Consider the following 25,379-nt stretch of genomic DNA (forward strand, 5'->3'; position numbering starts at 1 on the left):
CTGCTCGGGTTGGAGGTCCAAAACGAGAGGTAAGAGCAAGATGACGATGAATACCCCGGAACAGGAAATTGCTGCCAGCGAAGAGCAGCTTCAGGCGTTGCAGGTCGCGATCCGCGATTTGCGCCGCGAGATAGAGAGCCTGCGCGAACAGGCCCGATCCGGGGAGGAAGTAAACGAAACAGCAGCGTCGAAGGCATTGGGTAAGGCCAGTGGCATGGTGGCGACTTGCGTCAAGGTGGAGACCTATCTGAATGAGTGCAGAAACAGACAAGCGGGCATTGCCCGAGGCGGATACGCGCTGGACATGGAAAGGGCGCGGGCTGACATCGGGTGCAAGCTGGATCGGCTCCGCCGATGTTGCGGTGCAAGACCGGTTCCTGAATGATCTGGAGGAGGGAGAGCTTTTGGCTCTCCCTTTTTTGTTCGAGTTCTGGGCCATGCCGCATCAGTTGCCCCCCGACGGCGACTGGCGGTCCTGGGTGATCATGGGCGGGCGCGGTGCGGGCAAGACGCGTGCGGGGGCGGAATGGGTGCGCGCGCAGGTCGAAGGGTCGCGGCCCTTGGATACGGGGCGCTGTCGCCGTGTGGCGCTGGTGGGCGAGACGATCGAGCAGGTACGCGAGGTGATGATCTTTGGCGACAGCGGGATATTGGCGTGTTCGCCTGCGGATCGGCGACCGGATTGGGAGGCGACGCGCAAGCGGTTGGTCTGGCCAAACGGGGCCGTGGCGACGGTGCATACTGCGCATGACCCCGAGGGGCTGCGCGGGCCGCAGTTTGACGCGGCCTGGGTGGATGAGCTGGCCAAGTGGAAGAAGGCCGAAGAGACGTGGGACCAGTTGCAGTTTGCTTTGCGGTTGGGGGATGATCCGCGGGTCTGTGTGACCACGACTCCGCGCAATGTCGGCGTGCTGAAAAACCTGCTGGCGTCGCCGTCGACCGTGACCACCCATGCCCCGACAGAGGCGAATGCCGCGAACCTTGCGGGGTCATTTTTGGAAGAAGTGCGCGCACGCTATCGCGGGACGCGGCTGGGGCGGCAGGAGCTGGACGGTGTGCTGTTGGCTGACGCGGAAGGAGCGCTGTGGACATCCGAGCGGATCGAGACCGGGCGGATGCGGGATGTGCCCTTGCTGGACCGGATCGTCGTGGGGTTGGACCCTGCTACCACTGCAGGCGCGGGGGCGGATGAATGCGGGATCGTGGTGGTGGGCGCGCAGACCCAAGGCCCGCCGCAGGATTGGCGCGCCGTCGTGCTGGCAGATTGTACGGTGCAGGGGGCGACCCCGTCGGGCTGGGCACGCGCGGCGATCAGCGCGATGGAGCAGTTCGGGGCAGATCGCCTTGTCGCCGAGGTCAATCAGGGCGGGCAGATGGTGGCGGAGGTCTTGCGTCAGGTTGACCCATTGGTGCCGGTCAAATCGGTCCATGCCAGCCGTGGCAAGGTCGCGCGGGCGGAGCCTGTGGCGGCGCTTTATGAGCAGGGGCGCGTGGGGCATGTGGCGGGGCTGGACGCGCTGGAGGACCAGATGTGCCGGATGACAGCGCGGGGCTATGAGGGCGGCGGATCGCCGGACCGCGTCGATGCGCTGGTCTGGGCGCTGCATGAGCTGATGATCGAGCCTGCGGCGCAGTGGCGGCTGCCCGGGGTGCGTGGATTGTGAGCGCGTTGCGGAGGAGAGCGGCCCTTCGGGGAGAGTTTAACGGGCAAAATGAAGCGCTGTTGCGGGCGGGGCGTACGGTCTGGTCGGTCGGCGTTAAGGGATTGGTGAGATCTTCATGGGGCGGTCAATGAGCAGGGAGAGCAGCGGCATGGTTTTTGATTTTCTCAAACGGGGGGCGGTTGAGGTAGTTGCGGAGAAGAAAGCCTCTGCCACAGGGCCTGTCGTTGCGGTTCAGACCAGCGGGCGCGTGGCCTGGAGCCCGCGCGATGTGGTCAGCCTGACGCGCAGCGGATTCTGCGGCAACCCTGTGGGGTTTCGGTCGGTGAAGCTGATTGCGGAAGCCGCGGCGGCCCTGCCGCTGGTGTTGCAGGATGCCGCGCAACGGTTCGAGAGCCATCCGCTGCTGGATCTGGTGGCACGGCCCAATGGGGCGCAGGGGCGTGCGGAGTTGCTGGAGGCGCTTTATGCGCAACTGCTGTTGACGGGCAACGGCTATATCGAGGCGGTTGGCGCGGGGCCGGTGGAGCTGCACGTCTTGCGGTCGGATCGCATGTCGGTGGTGCCGGGGGCGGACGGCTGGCCGGTGGCCTATGAATATGCCGTTGGCGGGCGCAAGCATCGGTTTGACGTGGCCGGGGATACGACCGCGATCTGTCATATCAAGAATTTCCACCCGCAGGATGACCACTATGGTTTCAGCCCGTTGCAGGCGGCGGCGATGGCCTTGGATGTGCATGGCGCGGCCTCGCGCTGGAGCAAGGCGTTGCTGGACAATGCGGCGCGGCCATCCGGGGCGATTGTGTATCGCGGGGCCGAGGGGCAGGGCAAGCTGAGCGATGATCAGTATGACCGTTTGGTCAGTGAGATGGAGAGCCATCATCAAGGCGCGCGCAATGCGGGGCGGCCGATGCTGCTGGAAGGTGGGTTGGATTGGAAGCCGATGGGGTTTTCGCCTTCGGACATGGAGTTTCACCGCACCAAGGAGGCGGCGGCGCGGGAAGTGGCGCTGGCCTTTGGGGTGCCGCCGATGCTGCTGGGGATCGCGGGGGATGCGACTTATGCCAATTACCAGGAGGCGCATCGGGCGTTCTACCGGCTGACGGTCCTGCCCTTGGCCACGCGGGTTGCCGCGGCGCTTGGTGCGTGGCTGGCGGGGTTCACGCATGAGGCGGTGACGTTGAAGCCCGATCTGGATCAGGTGCCCGCCCTGGCGCAGGAGCGTGACGCGCAATGGGCGCGGGTGGCGGGGGCGGATTTTCTGACGCAGGCGGAAAAGCGGTCTTTGTTGGGGCTGCCAGCGGTGGCGGCGGATGGCTGAGGAGATGGGATATGACCGGTTTGAATGTGCGCCGGGCTTGCGGTTGCAGGCGCATGAGAGGGTGAGCGCGATCCACCACGAGAACCTTTTGCAGCGGCTCGACCGGCTGGAGGAGATGATGGAGCGGCTGGAGCGGCGGTTGTGGTTGACCGTCTATGGTGTGGTCGCGGTGATTTTGGCGCAGGCGGTACAGTCGTTTCTGGTGGTCGCGCCGTAGCAATTTGAACGCAAGGGAGGGTGTCATGGAAGATGGCATGCGCTTCGGCCTCGGGTCGGAGAACGGGAGAGGTTTGCCCCATATGGGCGCTGGGTTGGAGCATAAGTTCGCGCGTTTCGACGAGGGGCTTGTGGTGGAGGGCGGCACCGAGATCAGCGGCTATGCCAGCCTGTTCGGGCGGGTCGATCAGGGCGGTGATCTGGTGGCACGGGGGGCCTATGGTGCGTCGCTGGCGGCGGCGCAGGCCGCGGGGCGTCGGATCAAGATGCTGTGGCAGCATGATCCGGCACAGCCCATCGGCGTCTGGGACGAGCTGCACGAGGATGCGCGGGGGCTCTGGGTCAAGGGGCGGCTGCTGGACAGTGTGGCGCGGGGCCGCGAGGCGGCGGCCTTGATCGAGGCCGGAGCGATTGATGGCCTTAGCATCGGCTATCGCACGCAGCGGGCGGCCAAGAATGACGCGGGCCAGCGGGTGCTGCAGACCCTGGACCTGTGGGAGGTGTCGCTGGTGACCTTTCCCATGCTCCCTACGGCGCGGATCGCGGCCAAGGGGGATTTCATCGCCGTCGGAGACGTCTTGCGCGGCATGGCCGGTGTCTTTGACGACGCGCGGCGGAATTTGAACCGGAACGGAGGGTAAGCGGATGAAACGAAACGAGGATGACATGGGCACCGAGCCCCAAGGCGCGGTCGAGGAGATGCGCCGCGCTGTGGGTGGATTTGTGCAGGATTTCAAAGGGTTTCAGGACGAGATGACGACCAAGTTGCAACAAACAGAAGAGCGAATGACTATGTTGGATCGAAAGATGACTTTGCCTGCGCGCACACCATTGGCGGGGGCTGTGGACAGCGGTGCGCCGCATCAGAAGGCGCTGCATGCGTATGTCCGCAATGGCGACGACGACGGGTTGCGCGGGCTTGAGCTGGAGAGCAAGGCGCTGTCAGCGGCGGTGAATTCGGATGGTGGCTATCTGGTGGACCCGCAGACCTCGGATCGGGTGAAGTCGGTGTTGAATGCCACGGCCTCTATCCGGGCGATTGCGTCGGTGGTGCAGGTCGAGGCGACCTCTTACGACGTGCTGGTGGATCATGCGGATGTGGGTGCCGGTTGGGCGACAGAAACGGGGGCCGTGTCCGAGACCGATACGCCGCAGATCGACCGGATCACCATCCCGCTGCACGAGTTGAGCGCGTTGCCCAAAGCCTCGCAGCGGTTGCTGGATGACAGTGCCTTTGACATCGAAGCGTGGTTGGCGGGGCGGATCGCCGACAAATTCTCGCGGGCCGAGGCCGCGGCCTTTATCCACGGGGACGGGATCGACAAGCCCAAGGGGTTTCTTGCCCATGACACCGTCGACAATGTGATCTGGGAATGGGGCAATCTGGGCTATGTGCCCACCGGTGTTGCTGGCGAGATCACGGCGGATGCGGTGGTTGATCTGGTCTATGCGCTTGGGGCGCAGTACCGCGCGCAGGCGAGCTTTGTGATGAGCTCTAAGACCGCGGGCATTGTGCGCAAGCTCAAGGATCTGGACGGGCGGTTCCTGTGGTCTGACGGGATGACGCAGGGCCAGCCCGCGCGGCTGATGGGCTATCCGGTGCTGGTGGCCGAGGACATGCCCGATGTGGCGGCGGATTCATTCTCGGTCGCCTTCGGGGATTTTGCCGCCGGTTACACGGTAGCAGAGCGGCCCGACCTGCGGATCCTGCGCGATCCCTTCAGCGCCAAGCCGCATGTGTTGTTCTATGCCACCAAACGGGTGGGCGGCGACGTGAGCGACTTTGCCGCGATCAAGCTGCTGAAATTCGGCACCGCCTAAGCCGCGGGGTCGAATAGGGGGGCTGGCGGTGGCTGGCCCCATCCCCCGGGCGCGCCGTGATGCGCCGGGTGCATTGCCTAGCTGCTGCCTCCGACCGAGCGATGCAGCCGGGGTGCGCGTCCGGGGGGCTTTGGCGGGCTAGATTTGGAGCGATGAGATGTTGATCGAAGAGACAGGGGTGGCGGAGGCCGATCTGCCGCTGGAGCCGTTCAAGGCGCATTTGCGGATGGGCAGCGGTTTTGGCACCGAAACCGTACAAGAGCCCGTTTTGGCGAGCTTTTTGCGTGCCGCCATTGCCGCGATTGAGGCGCGCACAGGTAAGGCGCTGATCTCGCGGTTGTTTACCATGACCTTGCAAGAGTGGACGGACCCGCAGGCGCAGGCTTTGCCCGTGGGGCCGGTCGGGCAGATCGTGAGTGTCACCGTGGTGGCGCGGGATGCGATGGAGACGGTGATTGACCCGCAGCGCTATTGGCTGGTGCGCGATATGCAGGCTCCGCTGCTGAAACCATCAGGGGCGATGCTGCCGTTCATCCCGCCGCAAGGATCGGTGCAGGTCGTGTTCGAGGCGGGGCTTGGTGAAAGCTGGGGCGCTGTGCCCGCGGATTTGCAGCAGGCCGTGCTGATGCTGGCGGCGCATTACTATGAATACCGCCATGAGACCCGTCTTGGGGACGGCTGTATGCCCTTTGGGGTGAGCAGCCTGATCGAACGCTACCGCCCGCTGCGGATCGGCTTGGGGGCACGCGCATGAGCCGGCTGTCATTGAGCCGCCGTTTGGTGTTGGAGGCGCAGGTGCCTCAGCCTGATGGCGCGGGCGGAGAGAGCCGGAGCTGGGTGCGTGTGGGGGATCTCTGGGCGGATGTTACGGCGCGGCGCGGCCGGCGTTTGGGCCGTGGCGGTATTGCGGTGAGCCGCGGGGTCTATGTGGTGACGGTACGGGGTGCGCCAGTGGGCGATCCCGCGCGCCCCTTGCCGCAGCAGCGCTTTCGCGAGGGCACACGGGTTTATCAGATTCAGTCGGTGGCCGAGCAGGACTCACAAGGGCGGTATCTGGCCTGCCTGACCCATGAGGAGGTGGCGGTATGAGCTATGGCATGGGGTTTGCCCTGCAACAGGCGGTCTTTGGCGTGTTGAGCACGGATCAGGAGATCACGGCGCTGGTGGGGGATGCGGTTTTTGATGCGGCCCCTGCCGGGGAGGTGCCGGCGCTGTACGTGCAGTTGGGGCCCGAAGCGGTGCGCGATGCCTCTGACGGGACGGGCGGCGGGGCGGAGCATCGTTTCACGGTTCTGGTCGTGACGCATCATGCGGGGTTCGCCCCTGCGAAACAGGTGGCCGCTGCGGTGAGTGATGCGCTGGTCGGTGGGCAGTTTGGCCTGAGCCGCGGGCGGCTGGTGAGCCTGCGGTTCGAGCGGGCCGTCGCACGACAGGTCGGGGCGGATGCGCGCCGCCAGATAGAGATGCGGTTCAGGGCGCGGGTTCAGGACGGCTGAGCCGAGGTTTCAGGAAATTAACAGGAGAGTGGATATGGCTGTTCAAGCGGGCAAAGATCTTTTGGTCAAGGTGGACATGACGAGCGATGGTCAGTTCGAAACGATCGCGGGGCTGCGTGCCACGCGGGTGAGCTTTAACGCGGAGCCGGTTGAGGTGACCTCGCTTGACAGTGAGGGGGGCTGGCGGGAGCTGCTGGCGGGCGCGGGCGTCCGATCTGCCGCGATCAGCGGGTCGGGTGTGTTTCGCGATGCGGGCACGGATGAACGCGCACGGCAGCTGTTTTTTGACGGGCTGACGCCGGATTTTCAGATCGTGATCCCCAGCTTTGGTATCATTGAGGGGCCGTTCCAGGTGGCGGCGATTGAATATGGCGGGTCGCTGAATGGGGAGGCGACCTATGAGTTGAGCCTGCAGTCCGCGGGGCAGCTGAGCTTTACCGCGGATACGGCAGACGCACCCGGGGGCGGGGTCTGATCATGGTGAACCGGTGGCGAGGGGATGTGGCCCTGGTGGTGAACGGGCAACGGCGCGTGGCACGGCTTACTCTGGGGGCTTTGGCCGAGCTGGAGGACGCGCTGGAGGAGCCGTCGCTGGTGGCTTTGGTCGAGCGGTTCGAGGGTCATCGGTTCAGCAGTCGGGATGTGCTGTTGCTGCTGGCTGCGGGGCTGCGTGCAGGGGGAACCGAGGTGAGCGCCGAGACGCTGGCGCAGGCCGAGATCGAGGGCGGGCCGGTGGCCGCCTCTCAGGCCGCCGCAGAGCTTTTGGCGCGTGCCTTTGTCGTGCCGGTATGAGCGTGCCGCCCAAGAGGAGTGGGACAAAGACAGCGCAGGGGATGGATTGGGCGGCGCTACTGCGGGCGGGGCTGAGGGGATTGACGCTGACGCCCGACGCATTCTGGGCGCTCACGCCGGCAGAGCTGCAACTGATGCTGGGGAGCGAGGCGGGGCGGGCACCGCTGTTGGGGGATGGATTGGCGGCCTTGATGGCGGCTTATCCCGATAGGCAGAGAGAGGAAGACTGATGGCACAGGATGATACATTCGACGGGCTAGAGGACGGTGCAGAGCGGTTGAATGATACGCTTGGCGCGACGGCCACGCTTGTGGCTGGTTTCGATACCGAACTGCGCCGTATGCGCAGCGCATTGGCCGCGACAGGCAAGGATGTCGCGACGCTGGAGAAAGGGCTGAGCCGTGGATTGCGCAAGGCCTTTGATGGTGTCGCGTTTGACGGGATGAAACTGTCGGATGCCCTGTCCACCGTGGCGCGGTCGATGGTGAACACGACTTATAACGCGGCGATGAAGCCGGTCACCGATCACGTCGGCGGGCTGATCAGTCAGGGGGTGGGGTCACTGGTGCAGGGGATACTCCCCTTTGCCGATGGGGCACCGTTTTCTCAAGGACGTGTGATGCCTTTTGCCCAAGGGGGGATTGTCAGCACCGCCACAGGCTTTGGCATGCGTGGGGGGATGGGGCTGATGGGCGAGGCCGGGCCGGAAGCGATCATGCCCTTGGCACGGGGGCCGGACGGTAAGCTGGGTGTCAAAGGGGGCGCGAGCGGCGGGACGAGTGTGGTCATGAACATCACCACCCCTGATGTGCAGGGGTTCCAACGCAGTCAAAGCCAGATCGCCGCACAGCTGAGCCGCGCGCTGAATGCTGGCAACCGTAACCGCTAGGGGAGCAAGCCAATGAATTTTCACGATGTCAGATTTCCACCTAGCCTGAGCTTTGGGTCCCTCGGGGGGCCGCAACGCCGTACCGATGTGGTGACGCTCGCCAACGGGTATGAGGAGCGCAATACGCCCTGGGCCCATTCACGCCGTGTCTACGATGCGGGGCTGGGGATGCGCTCTATCGACGATGTCCAAGCGCTCACGGGGTTCTTTGAGGCGCGTATGGGACAGATGTATGGGTTTCGCTGGAAGGACTGGGCGGACTTTAAATCCTGTGCGTCCTCTGTCGGTGTTGCGTTCGAGGATCAGAGCCTCGGGTACGGGGATGGTGTGCGGACGGAATATCAACTGGTGAAGAGCTATGCCTCCGGTGGACACAGCTATCTGCGACCAATCACCAAGCCGGTTGCCGGAACCGTGTGCGTGGGGATAGAGCAGGACGCCCTGCAAGAGGGGAGCGATTATGAGGTTGATCTGAGCACCGGCATCATTCGTTTCGCCCATGCGCCGGACCCCGAGATGCAGGTGTCGGCGGGGTTCGAATTCGACGTGCCTGTCCGCTTTGACACAGATCGGATTCTGGTCAGTGTTGCCAGTTTTCAGGCGGGGCAGGTGCCGAATGTGCCTGTGATCGAGGTGCGGGTATGAGCGGGGCAGGCAAGGACGCATTGTTTACGCATGCGCGCACGGGTCTGACGACGCTGTGTACCGCCTGGGCGATCCAGCGGCGGGACGGGGTGACGCACGCGTTTACCGACCATGATCAGCCGCTTAGCTTTGACGGGTTGGTGTTTCGCGCGGATAGCGGGCTGAGTGCGCGGGCCTTGGCGCAGAGCACGGGGTTGTCGGTGGATAACACAGAGGCGCTGGGCGCGCTGAGCGATGACGCGATCCGCGAGGACGAGATCGAGCAGGGGCGCTTTGACGGGGCGGAGGTACGCTGCTGGCGGGTGAACTGGGCCGATGTGACCGCCCGCTGCATGATCTTTCGCGGCACGATTGGCGAGATGCAGCGCGCGGGCGGTGCCTTTCGCGCAGAGCTGCGCGGGCTGACCGAGGCGTTGAACCGGCCCTTGGGGCGGGTGTTTCAGAAGCCCTGCACCGCGGTGCTGGGGGATACGACTTGCGGGTTTGATCTGGCGACGGCGGGCTATGCCGTGACACTCGCCGTGCAGAAGCACGTAGACGGGCGGGTGTTCCGTTGGGAGGGGATCAACGGGTTTGATGACGCATGGTTCGCGCGGGGGCGGCTTGAGGTGTTGGACGGCCCTGCGGCGGGGCTTTGGGGTATCATCAAACACGACCGTGTGCTGGAGGGGCGGCGCGAGGTCGAGCTGTGGGAGCCGATCCGTGGTGCGGTCACCGCGGGGCAACAGCTGCGACTGGTGGCAGGCTGCGATAAACGCCACACCACCTGTCGGTTGAAGTTCAACAACCTGCTGAACTTTCAGGGCTTTCCTGATGTGCCGAGCGCGGATTGGATGATGGCGGTGCCGAAATCATCGGGCAGCAATACCGGCGGGTCGCTGAGATGAGGGCGCGGGGGACCGCCGTGGTAGCCGCAGCGCGGGGATGGATCGGTACGCCCTACGTGCATCAGGCGGCGCGCAAGGGGGCGGGCTGTGACTGCCTTGGCCTGTTGCGCGGTATCTGGCGCGAGGTGGTGGGGGAGGAGCCCGAGACGATCCCTTCCTATTCGATGGACTGGTCAGAACCACAGGGGGACGAGCATCTTTGGCGCGCGGCGCTACGGCACCTGTCGCCCAAGGCCCTGACCAATGAGGCCCCCGGTGACGTGCTGTTGTTCCGGATGCGCAGCGGGGCGGTGGCGAAACATCTGGGCGTGGCGGCAGAGGTCGGCGCGCAGGCGAGCTTTATCCACGGCTACAGCGGGCATGGGGTGACGGAAAGCCCGCTGAGCCTGCCGTGGCGCAGGCGCATTGTGGCGCGTTTTGAATTTCCGGCGGAGGCGATCTGATGGCGACGATACTTCTTTCAACCGCAGGTGCGGCGATTGGCGGCTCTGTCGGGGGCACATTGGCGGGGTTGTCTTCGGTCGCCATTGGGCGTGCCGTGGGGGCGACCCTTGGCCGTGTGATCGACCAGCGGCTGCTGGGGCAAGGGGCGCAGGCGGTCGAGACCGGCAAGGTCGACCGCTTTCGTCTGACCCAGGCGGGCGAGGGCGCGGCGATTGCGCAGGTCTATGGCCGGATGCGTGTCGGGGGACAGGTGATCTGGGCCTCGGATTTTGCGGAGACCACGACGGTGACGGGCGGCGGCGGTGGCAAGGGCGCGCCCTCGACCCCGCAGACGACGGAGTACAGCTATAGCGTCAGCCTCGCCATCGCGCTGTGCGAAGGGGAGATCACCAGCATTGGCCGGATCTGGGCGGATGGGGAGGAAATCTCGGCCCACGCGCTGAATCTGGCGGTCTATCGCGGGACGCGCGATCAACTGCCCGACCCGACGATTGCCGCGATCGAGGGGGCGGACGCGGTGCCGGCCTATCGCGGCACCGCCTATGTTGTGATGGAGAACCTCGGGCTGGGACAATTCGGCAACCGCGTGCCGCAGTTTTCCTTCGAGGTGCTGCGGGCAGAGGAACCGGACGCGCCTGCCGCCGACATCAGTGTGACCCATGGGGTTAAAGGTGTCGCGCTGATTCCCGGCACAGGGGAATACGCGTTAGCGACGACCCCGGTGCATTATACTGACGGGAAGGGCGGCCGGTGGAGCGCCAATGTCTCTACCCCCGATGGGCGCAGTGATTTCGCCGCCGCGCTGGAGGATGCCACGCAAGACCTTCCGCAGCTGGCTGCCGCGTCGCTGGTCGTCTCGTGGTTCGGCGATGATCTGCGTTGCGGAAAATGCCGCCTGCGCCCCAAGGTGGAAAGCGCAGAGGTCGAGGGCGAAAACATGCCGTGGCAGGTGGCAGGTCTGACCCGCGGCACCGCCGAGGTTATCGCCCGCGAGGACGACCGTCCGGTCTATGGTGGCACCCCCGCAGATGCCGCGGTGATCGAGGCGATCCATGCCATTCAAGCGGCGGGCAAGGCGGTGATGTTCTACCCGTTCATCCTGATGGACCAGCTTGATGGGAATACTTTGCCCGATCCCTATAGCGATGCGGGCACCCAGCCAAAGCTACCTTGGCGGGGGCGGATCACGCTGGCGAAAGCTCCGGGTCGGGCGGGCAGCTCTGACGGGACGCTGAGCGCGCATAACGAGGTGGCGGCGTTCTTTGGCACGGTCACGGCGGCGGATTTTACCATTGCGGGCGGGCAGGTGGTCTATACCGGTCCGCAGGAATGGTCGATGTCGCGGTTCATCCTGCATTATGCTGCCCTGTGCAAAGCCGCAGGCGGGGTAGAGGCCTTTTGCATCGGCACCGAGATGCGCGGGCTGACGCAGATCCGCGGGGCGGGGAACATCTTTGTCGCGGTGCAGGCGTTTCGCGCGCTGGCCGCAGAGGCGCGGCTGCTTTTGGGCGCGGGCACCAAGATCAGCTATGCCGCGGATTGGTCCGAATATTTCGGCTATCACCCGCAGGATGGCAGCGGTGATGTGTTCTTTCACCTCGATTCGTTGTGGGCCGACGACAACATCGATTACATCGGCATCGACAATTATATGCCGCTGTCCGATTGGCGCGACGGGGTGGATCATCTGGACGCGCGGCAAAGCGACAGCATCTACGCGCTCGACTATCTGGCGGGTAATGTCGCGGGGGGCGAAGGGTTTGACTGGTATTACCATTCGCCCGAGGCGCGCGCGGCGCAACTCCGTACGCCGATCACCGATGGGGCCCATGGGGAGCCTTGGGTCTACCGTTACAAGGATCTGCGCGGCTGGTGGGAGAACCTGCACCACAATCGTATCGGCGGTGCGCGCGCAGCAGAGCCGACGGGCTGGCAGCCCGGGTCCAAACCCTTCTGGTTCACAGAATACGGCTGCGCGGCGGTGGACAAGGGGACCAACCAGCCGAACAAGTTTCTTGACCTCAAAAGCTCTGAAAGCAGTGTGCCGCGCTATTCGTCGGGCGCACGGGATGAGTTGATGCAGATGCAATATCTGCGTGCCGTGGCGGATCATTGGCGGGATCCGGCGCATAATCCGGTCTCGGCGGCCTATGGCGGGCCGATGGTGGATATGACCCGCGCATTTGTTTGGGCCTGGGACACGCGGCCCTATCCTTTCTTTCCCAATAACCGCGCACTCTGGAGCGATGGTCGCAATTATGCCCGTGGGCATTGGCTGAACGGCCGCAGTGCGGCGCTGCCTTTGTCAGAGCTCGTGGCGGCGATCTGCCGTCGTGCTGGCGTTAACAATTTCGATACCTCTGGGCTGTATGGCTATGTACGCGGCTATGTGGTGGACGAGGTGGCCGATGCGCGCGCGGCGTTGCAGCCGTTGATGCTGCGCTATGGCTTTGATGCGGTGGAGCGCGACGGGGTGTTGCGTTTCATCATGCGGGACGGATTGGATGCCGTGCCGCTGAACAGAGAGACGTTGGCTGTTTCGGGTGATCTGGAGGCACCGGTGGAACAGTCCCGTGAGGCAGAGGCAGAACTTTCGGGGCGTCTGCGATTACGGTTTGTGCAGGCGGATGGCGACTACGAGGTGATCGCGGAAGAGGCGATCTTGCCTGACGACGCGACCCATGCGGTGGCGATGTCAGAGTTCAATATGGCGCTCACCCGGGCGGAGGGGCACCAGACAGCTGAACGCTGGCTGACAGAGGCGCGCGTGGCACGCGAAGGGGTGCGTCTGGCCTTGCCGCCGTCGATGATGGATGTCGGCGCGGGCGATGTGATTGCCTTGCCGCCAGACGATGGCGAGGGGGAGGCGCTGTACCGCGTGGATCGGGTCGAGATGGGGGAGATGTCTTTGATCGAGGCTGTGCGGATTGAGGCCGAGGTCTATGACCCCGCGCCCTTTGATGACGAATTGGTCGCGTTGAAACCCTTTGTTGCGCCCGTACCGGTGAAAGCGCTGTTTTTGGACCTGCCGCTACTGCGCGGGGACGAGGTGCCCCATGCGCCGCATATTGCGGCCACCGCACGGCAATGGCCGGGTAACGTCGCGGTCTATGCCTCTGGCGGGGAAACGAATTTCAGGCTTAACACCCTGATACCCCTGCGCGCGACGATGGGGGTCACGCAAAACGACTTGGCACATGCGCGCCCCGGTGTGGTGGATCGCGGGCAGGCGCTGCAGGTCACGCTGACCAGCGGCGTGTTAGAAAGTGTTGACGAAGCCGATCTGCTGGGCGGGGCCAATCTGGCGGCGATCGGCTACGGCTCTGCGGACAGGTGGGAGGTGTTTCAGTTCGCGCGGGCCGAGCTGATCGCCCCGCAAACCTATCTTCTGCGCGATCGGCTGCGCGGGCAGGCGGGGTCGGATGGGGTGATGCCGGATGTCTGGCCCGCGGGATCGCAGTTTGTGCTGCTCAACACTGTCCCGCGCCAGATCGAGCTGAGCCCAAACCTGTTGCGGATCGCGCAGACCTATCGCATCGGGCCCGCAGGCCGCCCGCTGAACGACCCAAGCTACGTACAAAAAACCGAGAGCTTTGACGGCAACGGGCTGCGCCCCTATCGGCCCTGCCACCTGCAAATAGAAGAAGAGGCGGGGGCGTTGCGGTTTGGCTGGATACGCCGGACGCGGATCAATGGCGACGGGTGGACGGGTTTCGATGTGCCACTGGCCGAGGAAAGCGAGCAATATCAGCTGCGTATCCTGCAAAACGGTGTTGTCCTGCGCGAAGAGATCGTGGACCGCGCAAGCTGGACCTATACCGCCCAAATGCGCGCAAGGGACGGGGCGGCGGGGCCTGCGTTGACCAGTGTTGCGCAGGTTTCTGCGCTGTACGGGGCGGGGCCCGCGCTGTTTGGCGAGATCAATTTGTGATAAACTGCCTGTGTAAACCCTCGGCTTTGCGTTTGGCACTGGGGCGGAACCTGCTATATCGTGGGGAGAAAGAAGGATGGTCTTATGGCAAATGCACGCACGAATATCGCCACGGTGGATCCGGTTTGGGATCAGATCCAGACGGAAGCACACAACGCTGTCCGCGATGAGCCGCTGATTGGCGGCTTTGTCCACGCTACGATTCTGCACCATAAATCCATCGAGAAAGCGCTGTCCTACCGTATCGCGGCGAAGCTGGCCTCGAACGAAATGTCGATGATGGTGGTCCATGAGATGGTGGAGGAGGCCTTTGCCAGTGATCCCGACCTGATCAAGGCGGCACGTGCCGATCTGGTGGCGATTTACGAGCGTGACCCCGCCTGCCACCGGCTGTTGCAACCGATCCTGTATTTCAAGGGCTATCAGGCCGTGCAGGCCTACCGTGTCGGCCATCACCTGTGGAAACAAGGTAAACGGGATCTGGCCTATTTCGTGCAGATGCGCGTGAGCGAGATTTTTGGCGTCGATATCCACCCCGCCGCGACCATCGGCAAAGGAATCATGATCGACCACGCCCATTCCGTCGTGATTGGCGAAACCGCGGTCGTGGGCGACAACGTGTCGATGCTGCACTCGGTCACTTTGGGCGGGACGGGCAAGGAAGAGCAGGACCGTCACCCGAAGATTGGCAACGGCGTGCTGATCGGCGCGGGTGCGAAGGTGTTGGGCAATATCTCTATCGGGCATTGCTCGCGCATTGCGGCGGGGTCTGTCGTGCTGGAATCCGTGCCGCCCTGCAAGACCGTCGCGGGCATCCCGGCGCGGGTCGTGGGGGAGGCGGGCTGCGATCAGCCGTCGGTCCTGATGGATCACATGCTGGGGCCGCAGGGCGAAATTAATATGTAATTTTGGGCCTTGGGGCCGGGCGCCTTAGTCGCGAGGCAAAAAGGCCGGACCCGTAAAACGGTCCGGCCTTTTTTGTGGATAGGCGGGGGGGCTGTCTGCCCCCCGACCCCCGAGGATTTAAACCCATTTGGAAGCGGGGTTACGCCAGCATCATCATGGGGTTTTCGAGGTTGTCCTTGATGGCGCTGAGCAGCTGCGCGCCCAAGGCACCGTCGATGACGCGGTGATCGACCGAAAGGGTGACCGACATGACCGTGGCGACGGCGAGTTCACCGTCCTTCCCGACGACGGGTTTCTTAACGCCCGCGCCGACGGCCAAAATCGCGCCGTGGGGTGGATTAATGACCGCATCGAAGTTGTCGATACCGAACATGCCGAGGTTCGAAATGGCGAAGCTGCCGCCCTGATATTCATGCGGCGCAAGCTTTCGGTCGCGTGCACGGGTGGCGAGGTCTTTCATCTCGGCCGAGAGGGTCGAGAGCGATTTCATCTCGGCGTCTTTCAGCACTGGCGTGAACAGGCCGCCCTCGATGGCCACGGCGACGGCCACATCCGAGGGCTTGAGTTTCAGGATGCGGTCACCGGCCCAGACGGCATTGGCGTCGGACACGGTTTGCAGCGCCAGAGCGCAGGCTTTGATGATGAAGTCATTGACAGACAGCTTCACGTCGCGCGCTTCGAGTTGCTTGTTCAGCTCGCCGCGGAACTTCAGCAGCGCGTCGAGTTCGATATCGCGGCGCAGGTAGAAATGCGGGATCGACTGTTTGGCTTCGGTCAGGCGCGCGGCGATGGTCTTGCGCATGCCGTTGAGGGAGATTTCCTCGAACGCGCGGCCTTCGTAGATTTTCATCACGGCGTCGGCGGAAGGGCCGGCGGCGGGGGCCGCTGTGGTTGCGGGTGCGCTGGCGGTTTGCGTGCTTTCGGCCGGTTTGGCTTTGGCGCTACCGGCGGAGGCAGCCTCCACATCTGCTTTGATGATGCGACCATGCGGGCCAGAGCCGGAGAGTTCGGTCAGGTCCACGCCTTTGTCTGCCGCGATGCGACGGGCCAGCGGTGTCACAAACAGCCGTTTGCCGTCACTGCCCTTGGGCGCGGCGGGGGCGGACTTGCCTGTGTCGTTGGCGTCGCTTTCGCCGCGGCCGTAGCCTTTTTCAGGGGCCGCGTCCTGGTCGGGGGCATCTTCCTTGGCGCTGTCCTTGGCATCCGGGGCAGGGGCGCTGGTATCAATGTCTGATGCCTCTTCGCCCTCTTCCAGCAGCACAGCGATGGGGGTGTTTACCTTGACGCCTTCGCTGCCGTCACCGATCAGGATCTTGCCGATGGTGCCTTCGTCGACGGCTTCGAATTCCATCGTGGCCTTGTCGGTTTCAATCTCGCACAGGATATCACCGGAGGAGACGCTATCCCCTTCGGAGACAAGCCATTTCGCCAGCGTGCCTTCTTCCATCGTGGGGCTGAGGGCGGGCATGAGGATTTCTATGGGCATGTGGACCGCTCCTTACTTGTAGGTGACTTTTTTGACCGCCGCGATGACCTCGTCCGTGGTGACAAGCGCCAGTTTTTCGAGGTTTGCGGCATAGGGCATGGGCACATCTTTGCCGGTGCAGTTGATCACCGGAGCATCCAGATAGTCAAAGGCTTCCTGCATGATCACGCTTGAGATGTAGTTCCCGACGGAGCCTTGCGGCCAGCCCTCTTCGACGGTGACAAGGCGGTTGGTCTTCATCACCGACTTGATGATGCTGGCAGTGTCCATCGGACGCAGGGTGCGCAGGTCGATGACTTCGGCGTCGATGCCTTCTTCGGCCAGCTTTTCAGCGGCTTCCAGCGCATAGGTCATGCCGATGCCAAAGCTGACGATCGTGACATCCGTGCCCTCGCGCCAGATGCGGGCTTTGCCGAAGGGGACGGTATAGTCGTCGACATCAGGCACATCGAAGGATTTGCCGTACATGATTTCATTTTCAAGGAAAACAACGGGGTTGGGGTCGCGGATCGCGGTTTTCATCAAGCCTTTAGCATCAGAGGCAGAGTAGGGCATCGCCACCTTGAGGCCGGGGATCTGCATGTACCACGCGGCGTAATCCTGGCTGTGCTGCGCGCCGACGCGGGCAGCAGCACCGTTTGGCCCGCGGAAGACCATTGGCGCGCCCATCTGCCCACCGGACATGTACAGCGTTTTCGCGGCGGAGTTCAGGATGTGGTCGATCGCCTGCATGGCAAAGTTCCAGGTCATGAATTCGACGATGGGGCGCAGCCCGCCAAAGGCAGCACCCACACCGATACCGGCGAACCCGTGTTCGGTGATCGGCGTGTCGATGATCCGCTTGGCCCCGAATTCATCCAGCAAGCCCTGGGAGATTTTATAGGCACCTTCGTATTCGGCGACTTCCTCGCCCATCAGGAACACGTCTTCGTCACGGCGCATTTCTTCGGCCATGGCGTCGCGCAGGGCCTCGCGCACGGTCTGCTGTTTCAGCTTGGTGCCTTCGGGCCAGTCGGGGGTGGTGTCGGTTTCCGGTGCCTTCGGGGCCTCGGCGTCGGGCTTGGCGGCGGCGGGCGCTTTGTCGGATTTCGTCTCGTCGCTGTCGTCGGCTTTGGCCTGTTCTGCCGGTGCGGCGCTGGACGCGCTGTCGATGTCAGAGGCGTCTTCGCCTTCTTCCAGCAGCACGGCAATGGGGGTGTTGACCTTGACGCCTTCGGTGCCCGCGTCGATCAGGATCTTGCCAATGGTTCCTTCGTCGACTGCTTCGAATTCCATCGTGGCCTTGTCGGTTTCGATCTCGGCCATGATGTCACCCGAGGACACGGTGTCGCCCTCTTTGACCAGCCATTTGGCAAGCGTGCCTTCTTCCATTGTGGGGCTCAGTGCGGGCATGAGAATTTCGATTGCCATGGTTCAAGCCTCCTGTGGGACTTCGGTTGCGTAGATATCTGTCCAAAGCTCTTCCGCCGCGGGTTCGGGGCTTTCTTTGGCAAACTCCGCGCTTGCGTTAACGATTTCCTTGATCTCTCTGTCGATCGCTTTCAGATCGTCCTCGCTGGCGTGTTTATGTTCCAGCAGGATGTTGCGCACCTGTTCGATGGGGTCGCGTTCGTCGCGCATTTTCTGCACTTCTTCGCGGGTCCGGTATTTGGCCGGGTCCGACATGGAATGCCCGCGGTAGCGGTATGTCTTGATTTCCAGAATATAGGGGCCGTCGCCCGAGCGGCAGTGTTTCACCGCGCGTTCGCCCGCGTCCTTGACCGCCAGCACATCCATGCCATCCACCGCTTCGCCGGGGATGCCGAACGCCTTGCCGCGTTCCCAGATTTCAGCACTGGAGGTAGAGCGCTGCTGCGAGGTGCCCATGGCATATTGGTTGTTTTCGATGATGAAAATCACCGGCAGTTTCCACAGGGCGGCCATGTTGAACGTCTCGTAGACCTGACCCTGGTTCGCGGCACCATCCCCGAAATAGGTAAAGGTAACGTTGTCGTTGCCTTTATATTTGTCCGCAAAGGCGATGCCCGCGCCAAGGGGGACGTTCGCGCCCACGATACCGTGGCCGCCATAGAATTTCTTCTCTTTCGAGAACATATGCATGGACCCGCCCTTACCGCGGGAATAGCCGCCTTCGCGGCCGGTGAGCTCGGCCATCACCCCGTCGGGGTTCATGCCGCAGGCCAGCATATGCCCGTGGTCGCGGTAGGTGGTGATGCGGCTGTCGCCGTCCTTGGCCGTGGCTTCAAGCCCGACAACCACCGCTTCTTGTCCGATATAAAGGTGGCAAAAACCACCGATCAGCCCCATGCCGTAAAGCTGGCCCGCTTTTTCCTCGAAGCGCCGGATCAGCAGCATATCGCGGTAATAGGCCTTGAGCTCTTCGGCGCTGGCGTTTGTCTTTTTCGTCGGTTTCTGGGCAGCCATGGGGCAATTCCTCCGTACTTTGTCCCGCGCACGCGCAAAATAGTTTAGCGTTAAACTATCTCTTATCGGATTCGAGCAATGATGGCGAGAGGCATTTATAAGTCACGCAATACCCTGCTGGCGGGACGTGAATTTTTTATGACGCCGCGGGGGATTATGCCGGGAGATGCGCGGGTATCAGCGGATCACGATTTCATCGGCACGGATCATCCCCAGCACCTTGCGGGTCTGTTCGTCGAGCAGGTCAAGATCAAGGTATTCGTCAGACAGACGATGGGTCAGGTTTTCCATCCGCGCCACATCAACCTGCACCTGTGCAAGCTGTACCCGCAGATCCTGCGCTTCGGCGACGATCTCGGCGCGGCGGAACAGGCCGTAGTTCCCCTGAATCGCCGCGAAAGCGAAATAGAGGCTCAGCGCGAAGGCGATCGCGAAAAACAAGAGAGTGCCAAAAGCGGGTTTGCTGCTGCGGTTCATGTATCTGCCTTTAATCGTCTCTTAGTGGACGTTCCCCCAGTATGACACAGGTGATTCGCGAAGGGAATCCCCCGTCTTGCGATTGGCAAGAAAATGTTCATCTTTTTAGGGGGTTGGGCAAGGATGTCGCATATCTTTCCCGCCAGTCGCATCGCTGTGGCGCGACTGGCGGGGGAAAAGCTCAGGCGTCCAGCGCGGCGACGCCGGGCAGGGTCTTGCCTTCCATCCATTCAAGGAAAGCACCGCCCGCGGTGGAGATATAGGTGAAATCATCCGCTGCACCCGCCTGGTTCAATGCGGCCACGGTGTCGCCACCGCCCGCCACCGAGATCAGCGCGCCGTCGCGTGTCAGCGCGGCTGCTGCCTTGGCCGCGGCGACAGTTGCGGTGTCGAAGGGGGCGATCTCGAACGCGCCCATGGGGCCGTTCCAAATCAGGGTTTTCAGGCCTTCAAACGCGTCTTTAACCAGGTCAACCGTCTTTGGGCCTGCGTCCAGTACCATCTGGTCCGCTGCCAGCACGGTATCGGCCCCAAGGGCTGCGACCTCATGCGCGGCATGGGCGGCGAATTCCTGCGCGACAAGCCCATCTACGGGCAGCAAGACGCGGCAGCCGGCCTTTTCCGCCTGTGCCAGAATATCCTTGGCGGTGTCGTAAAAATCGGGCTCAGACAGGGACTTGCCCAGATCCGCGCCTTGCGCGCCCAGAAACGTATTGGCCATGCCGCCCCCGATCACCAACAGATCCAGCCGGTTCACGAGGTTTTCCAACAGCTCGATCTTGGTCGATACTTTGGCACCGCCGACCACCGCGCCCACGGGGCGTTTCGGTTTGGCCAGCGCGGCTTCAAGCGCCGAAAGCTCGGCCTGCATCAAACGGCCCGCACAAGAGGGCAAAAGCCGCGCGACCCCTTCGGTCGACGCATGGGCGCGGTGCGCGGCGGAGAAGGCATCATTGCAATAGATATCGCCCAAAGCGGCCAGGCGCTTGGCAAAATCGGGGTCGTTCTCGGTCTCGCCGGGATAGAAACGGATGTTTTCAAGCAGCAGTACATCGGCGGCGTTGATCTCTTCGGTGCCCGCCTCGGCGGCCTCGAGCGTTTCGGCCAGCACGACTTTGCGGCCCAAGGCAGACTCTAGCGCGGGCAGGACGACACGCAGGCTCAGATCCTGCACGCGTTTGCCCTTGGGGCGGCCAAAATGGGCCAGCAACACCGGCGTGCCACCTTGTTCGAGAATGTCGCGCAGGGTGGGGATGATCCGCTGGATGCGGGTGTCGTCCGTTACCTTGCCGTTTTCAACCGGCACGTTGATATCCACGCGCACCAGAACCCGCTTGCCGCGCAGGTCCATGTCATCCAATGCTTTCCAGCCCATCTTGTCCCTCGTGTAAAACCACAATTCCCGTCGTGTTTTGCCGTTATTGCCGTCAGGGTCAATGGACCCGCTTGGCAATTGCGCTTGCACGTCCTAGGTAATTGCCAACGAAATTCTTAAAGGAGACCGGCATGGCCGAGATCAAAGACCCCGAAAACACGATCCTGATGGAACTGAAGGGCGGCACTGTCACCATCCAGCTGTTGCCTGACGTGGCCCCCAAACACGTAGAGCGTATGAAAGAACTGGCCCGCGCTGGTAAATACGACAACGTGGCCTTTCACCGCGTGATCGAAGGGTTCATGGCGCAGACAGGCGACGTGGCCAACGGCAATATGGAAGACAATTTCAACCTGCGCGCCGCGGGGACCGGTGGGTCGGACATGCCGAACCTGCCAGCCGAATTCTCCAAGGTGCCACACGCTCGTGGCAGCATCGGTGCCGCGCGTTCCGCCAACCCCGATAGCGCCAACAGCCAGTTCTTCATCAACTTCAAAGACAACGACTTCTTGAACGGTCAATACACCGTTTACGGTCAGGTCATCTCGGGGATGGAACATGTCGACGCGATCACCCGTGGCGAGCCGCCAGCGAACCCTGATCGGATGATCAGCGTCAAGGTTGCCGCAGATGCGTAATCTGATTGCAGCAGGCGTTGCCTCTGCCGTGATGGCAGGGGCGGCTTTCGCCGATGGTCTGGCGATCACCGTGGATGGCGAAGCGCAAGGCACCATCAAGATCGATCTTGCCGAAGACGTGGCCCCCGCGCATGTGGCACGGCTGAAAGAGCTGGCCGAAGCAGGGGCATACGATGGCGTGGTGTTTCACCGCGTGATCGACGGGTTTATGGCGCAGACCGGTGACGTCGAATTTGGCAAGGCCGGTGGGGACACAGGCCGCGCGGGCATGGGCGGTTCCGACTTGCCCGATCTGCCTGCCGAATTCTCGGACATCCCCTTTGACCGCGGTGTTGTCGGCATGGCCCGCAGCCAAAGCCCGGATTCCGCGAACTCGCAGTTCTTTATCATGTTTGACCAGGGGCACTTCCTGAACGGGCAATACACCGTTGTGGGCAAAGTGACCGAAGGGCTGGACGTGCTCGACACGATCAAGCGCGGGACCGGCGGCAACGGCGCTGTCACCGGCACACCCGACCGTATGGTCGAGGTTAAGGTGACCGAATAATCATCGCGAAGGGCAGGGGTGCTTGCGCCTTTGCCCCGCTTTGGCCGCGCAGCACTTCGCAGTCGAAAATTTTGATATCACAACGAAAAAGGGCGTCGCAACAGTGCGACGCCCTTTCACATTCATCACCCTTGTCCGATCAGGACGCCGGGTTCGGCTTTTGTGCAGGGGCGGATTTCGCGCCGGGGTTCAGCGGGTCGTCCTGACGCTGAACGGAGCCTTCGAAATGCGCACCGGATTCGATGGCGATGGTCTTGTGGATGATGTCGCCTTCGACGCGGGCGGTCGATGTCAGGCGGACTTTCAAACCGCGCACGCGGCCCACGATACGGCCGTTGATCACTACGTCATCGGCGATCACTTCGCCTTTGATGGTCGCGGTTTCGCCGATGGTCAGCAGGTGGGCGCGAATGTCGCCTTCCACGGTGCCTTCAACCTGGATGTCGCCGGTTGTTTTCAGGTTGCCGGTGATGTGCAGATCGGAGGACAGCACAGAGGCAGGTGGTTTTGCCTTGGGCGCGCTGGCCTTGAATTCGCTTTGCTTGGGCGCAGCCGGTGCAGAGGATGACGGTGCAGCGGTGCTGGACGTGTCTGCGTCGGACTTAGGAGCGGGATCATTGATTTTGCTTTTAGAAAACATCGTTTGCAGCCTTGATAAAGATCATTGGATTTACAGCCTTGCCACCGACACGGACTTCGTAATGCAGGTGGACACCAGTAGACCGTCCTGATGTTCCCATATCACCTATCCGCTGTCCGCGCGATACCCTTTGGCCGACTTTTACGCGCAATTTAGACATGTGTGCGTAACGTGTCTCGACCCCGAATTCATGTTGGATTTTAACCAGTCGCCCGTAGCCAGAGCTCCAGCCCGCGTGGGTCACAACCCCTTCGGCGGTGGAGTGGATGGGCGTGCCCATACCGGCGGCGAAATCTGTGCCGCTGTGCATCCGGCGGCCACCCGTCTTTGGATCGCGGCGGTAGCCGAACGGGCTGCTGAAGCGGAAGGAGGATTTCAGCGGGTTCGCAAAGGGCGCTTTTTGCGCGGCAATGCGGTACATGTTCAGCTTGTCCATCTGGCCAAGCAGACGGTTGGCGCGCAGCGTGTCGGGAGAAGGAGCCTCCCCCCGTGTGGAAAAGCTTAACGGCATCAGCGGGCCACCCTGACCGGAATAACCACGGCGCACGGTGGCCAGCATCCGGTCGGTCGGCATGCCCGCGCTGCGGAACATCTTATCAAGCGGCGCAACAGAGACGGTCATCGCCTCTTCAAGCTGGCGGAAAATCGCGTCGTTCTGTTCGCGCATCAAGGCCAGCTTTTGGTTCAGTTCATCCGCCTGGATCAGCGCGTCTTGGGCATCAATCACCACCTGATCGCGTTCGGCGGCGGTACGCTCAAGCGCCTCTGCCAGCAGGGAAATCGGGGCGGAGGATCCATTGGCGGCTGTCTTGGACTTGCCGTCGCCTTCCGCGGCCCCTTCCAGTTCCGCGACCTGGGTGCGCGCAGCTTCGCGGTCTTTCATCGTGTCGCGCAGGGTGCTTTGAATAACTTCGATGCCGGTCTCAAGCTCGCGGCGGCGCGTCTCGGATTGCAGCAGCTCGGACTGCATGACCGAAATCTGCTTCAGCGCGGCGTTAAACCGTTCCTGCGCGGCGACGGCCTCTTCCGCGCGCCCATTGCGCTGCGCTGAAAGATCGCTCAACCGCGCCTGATAGGTGCGTTGGTCGCGTTTTGCTTGTTCGCGAAAATTGCCCGACCCGATGCTGTCCATCAGGATCACGGCGGTGGCGACGATCGACCAGGCCACAAACAAAGAGGCCCCGGTGAATACGAAAAGCTGGGTAACGGGGCGCAGGCGGATAAAGCGTGTGTCGGTATCGGATTTCAGAAAAACGCGGCGTTCGGGAAAAAACCGTTCAAGCGCCGAATGAATTTTGATCGCAAACCTTGTCCGCACGCGTGGTATCCTTGTTCCGTCCCTGTCACAGCACGCAAGGCCCCCACCGCGCGCTGATTGTCACCCGCCGTGCTTAGCCAGTGGGGGTCCGTCGGGCAACCCTTCAGACTTTCCCACCGGCGGTTAATGAAAGTTTAACGACAAATTTGGCAATAAATTGCCGATTCAACGGTTTGGAGGGCGAATATTTTAAACACTCTCGGTCAAGGGCCAGTAGAAATCCGGTGGAATCCCGGCCTCTGCCCGCTTCTCTTCGTTGAACGGGGGCTTGAGAACACCGTGGAAATAGGTGCGCACCAGATCGTGGAATGCCTCTTTCGGGTCAAGCTCGTGGCGCCCGCACAGGAAGTGAAACCACTTTGACCCATAAGCCACATGCGCGACCTCTTCGGCGTAAATCACCTCAAGCGCGTCGACGGCCTGCGTGGCCTTGGCGCTTTTGAACACCTGAATCATATTGGGCGTCACATCGAGCCCGCGCGCCTCAAGCACCATAGGAACAACGGCGAGACGACCCATGAAATCATCCACCGTATCCTCGGCTGCGCGCCACATACCGGCATGGGCGGGCAAGGCCCCGTAGTGGCTACCCAAAGCTTCAAGACAATCGCACATCAGATTGAAATGTTTGGATTCATCGTCAGCGGCGCTGACCCAATCATCGTAAAATCCCATGGGCATTTTGACATCGGTAAAGCGCGCAATAATATCCCAGTGCAGATCAACCGCGTTCAATTCGATATGGGCCACGGCGTGCAGCAAGGCGATGCGCCCTTCGGGCGATCCGGGCTTGCGGTGGGGTACATCGCGGGGCGACAAGAGTTCTGGCTGGTCGGGGCGGGCGGGGCGCAACGGTGGGTTGGACGTGCCGATTTCCGGTGTCTCGCCTGCGGCGCGGGCAGCCCGCCACTCGGCTGCATACTTGTGAGAAAGCGCGGTTTTTTCACGGCCATCCGCAGTGCGCAGCACGTTTTCCGCCATTTGGGCCAGCGCGATCATAGGGCGCGCACCGCGTCCAGTACCTCCTCCACGTGACCGGCGACTTTCACCTTGCGCCAGATGCGGGCGATATTGCCGCTCGCATCAATGAGATAGGTGGCGCGTTCAATGCCCATGGATTTTTTGCCGTACATATTCTTTTCGACCCAGACGCCATAGGCTTCGGTCACGGCCCCATCGATATCGGCCAGCAAGGGAACCGTCAGGTCATGTTTCGCCGCAAAACGGTCGTGTTTCGCCATTGTGTCACGGGACACGCCAAAAACCACGGCACCGGCGTCGGCAAATGCTTCAAGATGTTCTGAGAAGCCCACGGCCTCCTTGGTGCAGCCCGGCGTGTCGTCGCGGGGGTAGAAATACAAAACCACAGCCTTGCCCCGCAGATCGGAGAGCGAAATTTCGCCACCCCCCGTCACAGGAAGCTTAAAGTCTGGTGCAGGTTGGGAAATCTCTGGCATGGGTCACT

The 25,379-nt window shown here is 62.6% G+C and carries 28 protein-coding genes; 19 read left to right on the top strand and 9 right to left on the bottom strand.

The features are described 5' to 3' along the window. Nucleotides 1–320 precede the first annotated feature (320 nt). The 17 genes from GLP43_RS08460 to cysE all read left to right on the top strand — a co-directional run bounded on the left by GLP43_RS08460 (nucleotide 321) and on the right by cysE (nucleotide 15,009). Entirely contained in the window at nucleotides 321–1,664 is a 1,344-nt protein-coding gene (locus GLP43_RS08460) for a DNA-packaging protein (RefSeq protein WP_443069479.1), read from the top strand. Between the two features lie 148 nt (nucleotides 1,665–1,812). Then, entirely contained in the window at nucleotides 1,813–2,982 is a 1,170-nt protein-coding gene (locus tag GLP43_RS08465; RefSeq protein ID WP_237278963.1) for a phage portal protein, read from the top strand. Next, the gene (locus GLP43_RS08470) at nucleotides 2,975–3,199 is read left to right on the top strand and encodes a GTA head formation protein, RCAP_rcc01685 family (protein WP_237278964.1); all 225 of its coding nucleotides are present in this window, start codon (nucleotides 2,975–2,977) and stop codon (nucleotides 3,197–3,199) included. The genes GLP43_RS08465 and GLP43_RS08470 overlap by 8 nt, the downstream gene beginning before the upstream one ends. Before the next feature lie 25 nt (nucleotides 3,200–3,224). Continuing rightward, complete coding sequence (locus tag GLP43_RS08475) at nucleotides 3,225–3,839, top strand: HK97 family phage prohead protease (protein ID WP_237278965.1); 615 nt, start codon at nucleotides 3,225–3,227, stop codon at nucleotides 3,837–3,839. A 4-nt stretch (nucleotides 3,840–3,843) separates the two neighbouring features. Next, entirely contained in the window at nucleotides 3,844–5,019 is a 1,176-nt protein-coding gene (locus tag GLP43_RS08480) for a phage major capsid protein (protein ID WP_237278966.1), read from the top strand. Nucleotides 5,020–5,176: 157 nt separating this feature from the next. Beyond that, the gene (locus GLP43_RS08485; RefSeq protein ID WP_237278967.1) at nucleotides 5,177–5,773 is read left to right on the top strand and encodes a head-tail connector protein; all 597 of its coding nucleotides are present in this window, start codon (nucleotides 5,177–5,179) and stop codon (nucleotides 5,771–5,773) included. After that, on the top strand, nucleotides 5,770–6,108 hold the full coding sequence (locus GLP43_RS08490) for a head-tail adaptor protein (protein WP_237278968.1): 339 nt from the start codon (nucleotides 5,770–5,772) through the stop codon (nucleotides 6,106–6,108). The genes GLP43_RS08485 and GLP43_RS08490 overlap by 4 nt, the downstream gene beginning before the upstream one ends. Further along, the gene (locus tag GLP43_RS08495; RefSeq protein WP_064216817.1) at nucleotides 6,105–6,515 is read left to right on the top strand and encodes a DUF3168 domain-containing protein; all 411 of its coding nucleotides are present in this window, start codon (nucleotides 6,105–6,107) and stop codon (nucleotides 6,513–6,515) included. The genes GLP43_RS08490 and GLP43_RS08495 overlap by 4 nt, the downstream gene beginning before the upstream one ends. A gap of 34 nt (nucleotides 6,516–6,549) precedes the next feature. Continuing rightward, complete coding sequence (locus GLP43_RS08500; RefSeq protein ID WP_005852906.1) at nucleotides 6,550–6,990, top strand: phage major tail protein, TP901-1 family; 441 nt, start codon at nucleotides 6,550–6,552, stop codon at nucleotides 6,988–6,990. 2 nt (nucleotides 6,991–6,992) lie between these two features. Then, entirely contained in the window at nucleotides 6,993–7,307 is a 315-nt protein-coding gene (locus tag GLP43_RS08505; protein WP_009826749.1) for a gene transfer agent family protein, read from the top strand. A gap of 41 nt (nucleotides 7,308–7,348) precedes the next feature. Next, nucleotides 7,349–7,537, top strand: a complete 189-nt coding sequence (locus GLP43_RS08510; protein WP_005852909.1) for a rcc01693 family protein — start codon at nucleotides 7,349–7,351, stop codon at nucleotides 7,535–7,537. Beyond that, nucleotides 7,537–8,196 carry a phage tail tape measure protein gene (locus tag GLP43_RS08515; protein WP_237278970.1) on the top strand — a complete coding sequence of 220 codons (660 nt, stop codon included), beginning with the start codon at nucleotides 7,537–7,539 and terminating at the stop codon, nucleotides 8,194–8,196. The genes GLP43_RS08510 and GLP43_RS08515 overlap by 1 nt, the downstream gene beginning before the upstream one ends. 12 nt (nucleotides 8,197–8,208) lie before the next feature. Then, on the top strand, nucleotides 8,209–8,841 hold the full coding sequence (locus tag GLP43_RS08520; RefSeq protein WP_237278971.1) for a DUF2460 domain-containing protein: 633 nt from the start codon (nucleotides 8,209–8,211) through the stop codon (nucleotides 8,839–8,841). Next, nucleotides 8,838–9,728 (top strand): DUF2163 domain-containing protein, encoded by an 891-nt coding sequence (locus tag GLP43_RS08525; protein ID WP_237278972.1) that lies wholly within the window; start codon nucleotides 8,838–8,840, stop codon nucleotides 9,726–9,728. Before GLP43_RS08520 ends, GLP43_RS08525 begins: the two co-directional genes overlap by 4 nt. Continuing rightward, the gene (locus GLP43_RS08530) at nucleotides 9,725–10,171 is read left to right on the top strand and encodes a peptidase (RefSeq protein WP_237278973.1); all 447 of its coding nucleotides are present in this window, start codon (nucleotides 9,725–9,727) and stop codon (nucleotides 10,169–10,171) included. Before GLP43_RS08525 ends, GLP43_RS08530 begins: the two co-directional genes overlap by 4 nt. After that, complete coding sequence (locus tag GLP43_RS08535) at nucleotides 10,171–14,103, top strand: baseplate multidomain protein megatron (protein WP_237278974.1); 3,933 nt, start codon at nucleotides 10,171–10,173, stop codon at nucleotides 14,101–14,103. Before GLP43_RS08530 ends, GLP43_RS08535 begins: the two co-directional genes overlap by 1 nt. Before the next feature lie 84 nt (nucleotides 14,104–14,187). Then, nucleotides 14,188–15,009: a serine O-acetyltransferase gene (gene cysE, locus GLP43_RS08540; RefSeq protein WP_237278975.1), complete on the top strand. Its 822-nt coding sequence runs from the start codon at nucleotides 14,188–14,190 to the stop codon at nucleotides 15,007–15,009. 139 nt (nucleotides 15,010–15,148) lie between these two features. Here cysE and GLP43_RS08545 read toward each other — a convergent pair whose 3' ends face one another. From GLP43_RS08545 to GLP43_RS08565, 5 genes are all read right to left on the bottom strand, one after another. Next, the gene (locus GLP43_RS08545; protein WP_237278976.1) at nucleotides 15,149–16,495 is read right to left on the bottom strand and encodes a pyruvate dehydrogenase complex dihydrolipoamide acetyltransferase; all 1,347 of its coding nucleotides are present in this window, start codon (nucleotides 16,493–16,495) and stop codon (nucleotides 15,149–15,151) included. 12 nt (nucleotides 16,496–16,507) lie between these two features. After that, entirely contained in the window at nucleotides 16,508–17,905 is a 1,398-nt protein-coding gene (locus GLP43_RS08550) for a pyruvate dehydrogenase complex E1 component subunit beta (protein ID WP_237278977.1), read from the bottom strand. Between the two features lie 3 nt (nucleotides 17,906–17,908). Further along, on the bottom strand, nucleotides 17,909–18,919 hold the full coding sequence (gene pdhA, locus GLP43_RS08555) for a pyruvate dehydrogenase (acetyl-transferring) E1 component subunit alpha (RefSeq protein ID WP_237278978.1): 1,011 nt from the start codon (nucleotides 18,917–18,919) through the stop codon (nucleotides 17,909–17,911). 177 nt (nucleotides 18,920–19,096) lie between these two features. Next, nucleotides 19,097–19,396: an FtsB family cell division protein gene (locus GLP43_RS08560; RefSeq protein ID WP_237278979.1), complete on the bottom strand. Its 300-nt coding sequence runs from the start codon at nucleotides 19,394–19,396 to the stop codon at nucleotides 19,097–19,099. Nucleotides 19,397–19,577: 181 nt separating this feature from the next. Beyond that, entirely contained in the window at nucleotides 19,578–20,771 is a 1,194-nt protein-coding gene (locus tag GLP43_RS08565) for a phosphoglycerate kinase (protein WP_237278980.1), read from the bottom strand. 131 nt (nucleotides 20,772–20,902) lie between these two features. On the opposite strand from GLP43_RS08565, the gene GLP43_RS08570 reads away from it, so the two are divergent. Together GLP43_RS08570 and GLP43_RS08575 are read left to right on the top strand one after the other, a co-directional pair. Further along, nucleotides 20,903–21,409 carry a peptidylprolyl isomerase gene (locus GLP43_RS08570; RefSeq protein WP_009826761.1) on the top strand — a complete coding sequence of 169 codons (507 nt, stop codon included), beginning with the start codon at nucleotides 20,903–20,905 and terminating at the stop codon, nucleotides 21,407–21,409. Next, the gene (locus GLP43_RS08575; RefSeq protein WP_237278981.1) at nucleotides 21,402–21,956 is read left to right on the top strand and encodes a peptidylprolyl isomerase; all 555 of its coding nucleotides are present in this window, start codon (nucleotides 21,402–21,404) and stop codon (nucleotides 21,954–21,956) included. The genes GLP43_RS08570 and GLP43_RS08575 overlap by 8 nt, the downstream gene beginning before the upstream one ends. Nucleotides 21,957–22,095: 139 nt before the next feature. Here GLP43_RS08575 and GLP43_RS08580 read toward each other — a convergent pair whose 3' ends face one another. From GLP43_RS08580 to GLP43_RS08595, 4 genes are all read right to left on the bottom strand, one after another. After that, nucleotides 22,096–22,596: a bactofilin family protein gene (locus tag GLP43_RS08580; protein ID WP_005852949.1), complete on the bottom strand. Its 501-nt coding sequence runs from the start codon at nucleotides 22,594–22,596 to the stop codon at nucleotides 22,096–22,098. Next, nucleotides 22,586–23,914, bottom strand: a complete 1,329-nt coding sequence (locus GLP43_RS08585) for a DUF5930 domain-containing protein (protein ID WP_237278982.1) — start codon at nucleotides 23,912–23,914, stop codon at nucleotides 22,586–22,588. The genes GLP43_RS08580 and GLP43_RS08585 overlap by 11 nt, the downstream gene beginning before the upstream one ends. Nucleotides 23,915–24,103: 189 nt before the next feature. Continuing rightward, nucleotides 24,104–24,913, bottom strand: a complete 810-nt coding sequence (locus GLP43_RS08590) for a ferritin-like domain-containing protein (protein ID WP_005852952.1) — start codon at nucleotides 24,911–24,913, stop codon at nucleotides 24,104–24,106. Next, nucleotides 24,910–25,371 (bottom strand): peroxiredoxin, encoded by a 462-nt coding sequence (locus GLP43_RS08595; protein ID WP_237278983.1) that lies wholly within the window; start codon nucleotides 25,369–25,371, stop codon nucleotides 24,910–24,912. The genes GLP43_RS08590 and GLP43_RS08595 overlap by 4 nt, the downstream gene beginning before the upstream one ends. Between the last annotated feature and the right edge of the window lie 8 nt (nucleotides 25,372–25,379).

Origin of the sequence: Sulfitobacter sp. M39 (assembly GCF_021735935.1) — a bacterium.
GTDB lineage: Bacteria > Pseudomonadota > Alphaproteobacteria > Rhodobacterales > Rhodobacteraceae > Sulfitobacter.